This window comes from Clostridium sp. ZS2-4 (assembly GCF_026719745.1).
Taxonomy (GTDB): Bacteria; Bacillota; Clostridia; order Clostridiales; family Clostridiaceae; genus Clostridium_H.
Window position 1 is genome coordinate 1 of record NZ_JAPPRQ010000092.1, and the last position, 4,021, is coordinate 4,021.

At 28.3% G+C, this 4,021-nt stretch carries 6 protein-coding genes; 4 read left to right on the forward strand and 2 right to left on the reverse strand.

The window, feature by feature from the left end:
- Positions 1 to 208: 208 nt before the first annotated feature.
- Both OIO11_RS11860 and OIO11_RS11865 read right to left on the reverse strand, forming a co-directional pair.
- The gene (locus OIO11_RS11860; protein WP_268071679.1) at positions 209 to 346 is read right to left on the reverse strand and encodes a hypothetical protein; all 138 of its coding nucleotides are present in this window, start codon (positions 344 to 346) and stop codon (positions 209 to 211) included.
- Positions 347 to 462: 116 nt separating this feature from the next.
- A complete protein-coding gene (locus OIO11_RS11865; RefSeq protein WP_268071680.1) occupies positions 463 to 846 on the reverse strand; it encodes a hypothetical protein in 384 nt (127 codons plus the stop codon).
- A 173-nt stretch (positions 847 to 1,019) separates the two neighbouring features.
- Here OIO11_RS11865 and OIO11_RS11870 point away from each other — a divergent pair, with 173 nt between their 5' ends.
- The 4 genes from OIO11_RS11870 to OIO11_RS11885 all read left to right on the forward strand — a co-directional run bounded on the left by OIO11_RS11870 (position 1,020) and on the right by OIO11_RS11885 (position 3,831).
- Positions 1,020 to 1,388, forward strand: a complete 369-nt coding sequence (locus OIO11_RS11870) for a GntR family transcriptional regulator (RefSeq protein ID WP_268071681.1) — start codon at positions 1,020 to 1,022, stop codon at positions 1,386 to 1,388.
- A 2-nt stretch (positions 1,389 to 1,390) separates the two neighbouring features.
- Complete coding sequence (locus tag OIO11_RS11875) at positions 1,391 to 2,086, forward strand: ABC transporter ATP-binding protein (RefSeq protein WP_268071682.1); 696 nt, start codon at positions 1,391 to 1,393, stop codon at positions 2,084 to 2,086.
- Entirely contained in the window at positions 2,086 to 2,883 is a 798-nt protein-coding gene (locus OIO11_RS11880) for a hypothetical protein (protein ID WP_268071683.1), read from the forward strand. The genes OIO11_RS11875 and OIO11_RS11880 overlap by 1 nt, the downstream gene beginning before the upstream one ends.
- A 216-nt stretch (positions 2,884 to 3,099) precedes the next feature.
- Positions 3,100 to 3,831: a toast rack family protein gene (locus tag OIO11_RS11885; RefSeq protein WP_268071684.1), complete on the forward strand. Its 732-nt coding sequence runs from the start codon at positions 3,100 to 3,102 to the stop codon at positions 3,829 to 3,831.
- The last annotated feature ends 190 nt before the right edge of the window (positions 3,832 to 4,021 follow it).

Sequence of the window (4,021 nt, forward strand, 5' to 3'; positions counted from 1 at the left end):
AGGCGTATAATCTTATTTTTAAATTCTGATTCGTATCTTCGTTTTTTCATTGTCGTAACCTCTTTTCTGAAATAAATTATATCATTTATTCGACTGAGGTGTTACAACTTTAGTATACCACTACAAAGGTCCTATGTTGAAAAACATAGGACCTTTAAGATTTACTGAAGTTGAATTTTAATAAAATTTTGTACTTATATTTATAAATTTAAACGTCGCCTCTCTTTGCAGACTGTTTTTTAGTTGTGCGGTTACTATTTTTGGCACTTTCACGAGTTATTGGTGTATCCCAATTACATTTTTCCATTCTAGCTTTTTTGTTATCTGGTTGACTATCTTTTGGCATATAATACAACTCCTTTAATAAAGTGATGTTTTTATTATTACCAGTTATAAAGCAATATATTATAATATATTGACCTTAGATATAATAATAAAAGAACCTAAAGTTTAAAGCTAACTTTAGGCTTTTTTTGTATCGGAAAAATTATTAGATTGTGAGTTTAAAGTGTCGGTTTTTTCATGGGATAATTTAATTCCATATACAAATCTTAAAATTAAAAAATCAATACTCATGAAAAAGGCTATGCAAAAGTAAATCACTGCATATAGATTATTATTTTGAAATTTTGCTATATTTGACCAATATGATAAATCAATTTTAAATCCAAAGGGCATAGATTGCAGAAATGCTTGAAGTTTTAATACATCTTCTTTAGTAATAGCTTTGAAAAAACCTAAAAATAAGAAGAGAATTATACCAGCTAATATAAAAAGTAAAATTTCACTGTCATATTTCAAATCTTCTCCTTTAAGTCCGATTAATCTTCCAAATATTTTAAGCATTTAAAACACCTCATTTTATATTGTTGTTTTATTTTAATTATTTTCATTGGAAAATTTTTTATTCAATTTTGTAAAAAAATTACTTGTAAGTTATTGACTTTAATATTGTATCGGTGTATTATTTATATAGTACACTAATACAATATAATAATAAAAATATATGGAGGTGTAATATGGAATTTCAATTTGATGACAAAACTCCTATATACGTTCAAATAGTTAATTTAATAAAAAAGCAAATAGTATCAAAGGTATTAAAAGGAGGAGATAAATTGCAATCTGTAAGAGATTTATCAACAAAATTAAGAGTTAATCCCAATACAATTCAAAGAGCATATAAGGAACTTGAAAGAGAGGGATTGGCATTTACTCAAAGAGGAATGGGTACTTTTGTGACTGAAGATGAGGAAGTAATATTTACTTTGAAAAATGATATGGCTAAGGATGTATTGGATACATTTATAGAAGGAATGAAGCATTTAGGGTTTAGTAATTCGGAAATAGTAGAACTCATATCTAGGAATTTAAGCAAGGAGGAGTAAAAATGGATAATATATTAGAAGCTAAGGGTTTGAACAAGAGTTATTTTACTAAAAAAGCATTGAACAATGTAAATTTAGAAATACCAAAAGGAAAGGTAGTAGGACTTTTAGGACCTAACGGCAGCGGTAAGACTACTTTTATAAAAATTGCTGTGGGAATATTAAGAAAGTCTGGTGGAGAAATCTTAATAGATGGTAAAAAACCAGGAGTAGAAACAAAAGCTGTGGTTTCTTATCTTCCAGATAGAAATTATCTATATAAATGGATGAAGATAAAAGATGCTGTACAATTTTTCAGTGATTTTTATAGTGATTTTGATGAGAAAAAATGTGAAGAACTTCTAAAGTTTATGAAGCTTGAAGAAGAAGCCAAGGTTACTTCTTTATCAAAAGGGATGATGGAGAAATTAAATCTTACTTTAGTACTATCAAGAAAGGCTAAATTATATATTTTAGATGAACCTTTAGCTGGGGTAGACCCTGTAGCAAGAGAACAAATACTGGATGCCATAATCAATAACTACAATGAAGAATGTTCAATGATTATAACAACACATCTTGTTAAGGATATAGAGAGAATATTTGACGATGTTGCATTCATAAAAGATGGAGAGATTGTTCTAAGCGGTAATGCAGAAGATTTGAGATATGAAAAAGGAAAATCTATTGACGAATTATTTAGGGAGGTATTTGAGTAATGGGAAATTTAATAAAATACGAATTGAAAGGAAATTACAAACTTTTTTTAGGTTTATTTATAATTACAATTTTAGTTAATGTTCTTTTATATTCACGAATAGGTGTATGGCATCCAGCGGCTATATATAGTTTGATAACTTTAGCTGTTACAGTAATGTTTGTTATGGTTTTGATTTTCAATATAGGTTCTTATAGTAAAGAAATGCATGAAGACATAGGTTATTTGACTTTTACCTTACCTGTAAGTGGTAACAAAATAATAGGAGCAAAAACAATTGTAGCTTTAATATGGTTTGCAGCTGCAAGTATTCTGACAGGAATAACATTTCTTTTAATGGCTAAAGGGAATGTGGAGTGGGGCATCATTAATGTAATAAATGATCAGGTGAATTTACCATTGATGCTTACTTTTATAATAATAGGAGTTATTGTTAGTACGTTACAGCTTTTAATAATAATATATTTTTCAATAACAGCTAGCAGAGTAGCTATTAGAAAGAAAAAAATTGGTAAGTTCTTAGGATTTGGATTATTCATAGTATTAAGTACTGCTGTTTCATATGTACAATATTTAGTTGTAAAATTTATTCCTTATAGTATGAATATTGATTTTACTCGAGGATCACAGGAGGTTTTTGATAAAAGTCAAATTATATCTTATGGAAATTATGCAGTTATTCAAGGTACTGCGCAAGGAATAGAAATGAATATAGCAGCTTGTATTTACATTATATTAGTTATTATAGGCTTGTTTATAGGAACAGGATACCTTATAGATAATAAAATAGATATGTAGATAATAAACAGGGGGCGAATAATTTGGGTATTAGAAGAATATTAATATTTCTTACTTTATCTATTTTAACGGCATCAAATATGTTAGGATGTAGTAATTTTATTAGATAGCATAATTAGGAGGAGTCTAATAAAAAATAATTCAAAGAAGAAAAAAAGTACTCATACACAAAACGTCTTTAATTACTTTTGTAATTATTAAATAGGGGGTATTACTGTGAAGATAAAAAGAAAGCTGCTTATGGTTTTAGGAATTGTAACTACTGCAGTAGCTATAAATGGATGCGGTATCAGTGTCAATGTTAATAATAAAAATAAAACAACTAAAACAGAAACTAAAGTTGTAGAACTTCAAGGAGCTAAAAAGGCTGAAGTGGATATAAATATGGGAGTGGGAGAATTAGAAATTAAAGAATCAACGGATAAAATGATGTCAGGGGAATTTGTTTATACTATACCTGAATGGAAGCCAGAAGTAGATTACTCTGTAAATGGAGAAGAAGGAAAGCTGAAAGTTACTCAGCCATCTAACAGGGATATAAATATGGGAAATAACGAATACAGGTGGAATTTGGCTTTAAATAAAGAAGTTCCTTTGAACATGGATATTGAACTAGGGGTTGGGGAAAGCAATATAGATCTTTCAAAATTAAACATCAATAATTTAGATATTGAAACTGGTGTTGGGGAAACCACTGTTGACCTTGCTGGAAATTATAAAAATGATGTAAATGTGAATATAGAAGGTGGAGTTGGAGAAGTAGAAGTATATTTACCTAAGAATATTGGGGTGAAGGTAGAAGCTAAAAAAGGTTTAGGAGAAATTAAGGCAAATGGATTTAAAGTAGAAAATCACATTTATGTAAATGATAGTTATGGGAAAACAAAGAATAATATAAAGGTATATGTTGAAACTGGAGTTGGAGAAGTTGAATTAAAACTGAAATAGAAGAAGGAAAAAATGAGAGGAAGACTATTGGTGTATATTACTAATAGTCTTTTATATATAGATATAGATGATTGTAGAATTTAAAAAATAAAAATGTGGATAACTTTTAAAAATTCATTTGAAACTGTTCAAAAAAAAGGTACAACAAAAAGCCTTTTGATAAAAAGGTATGCGTAGCATGTAAGTTTAA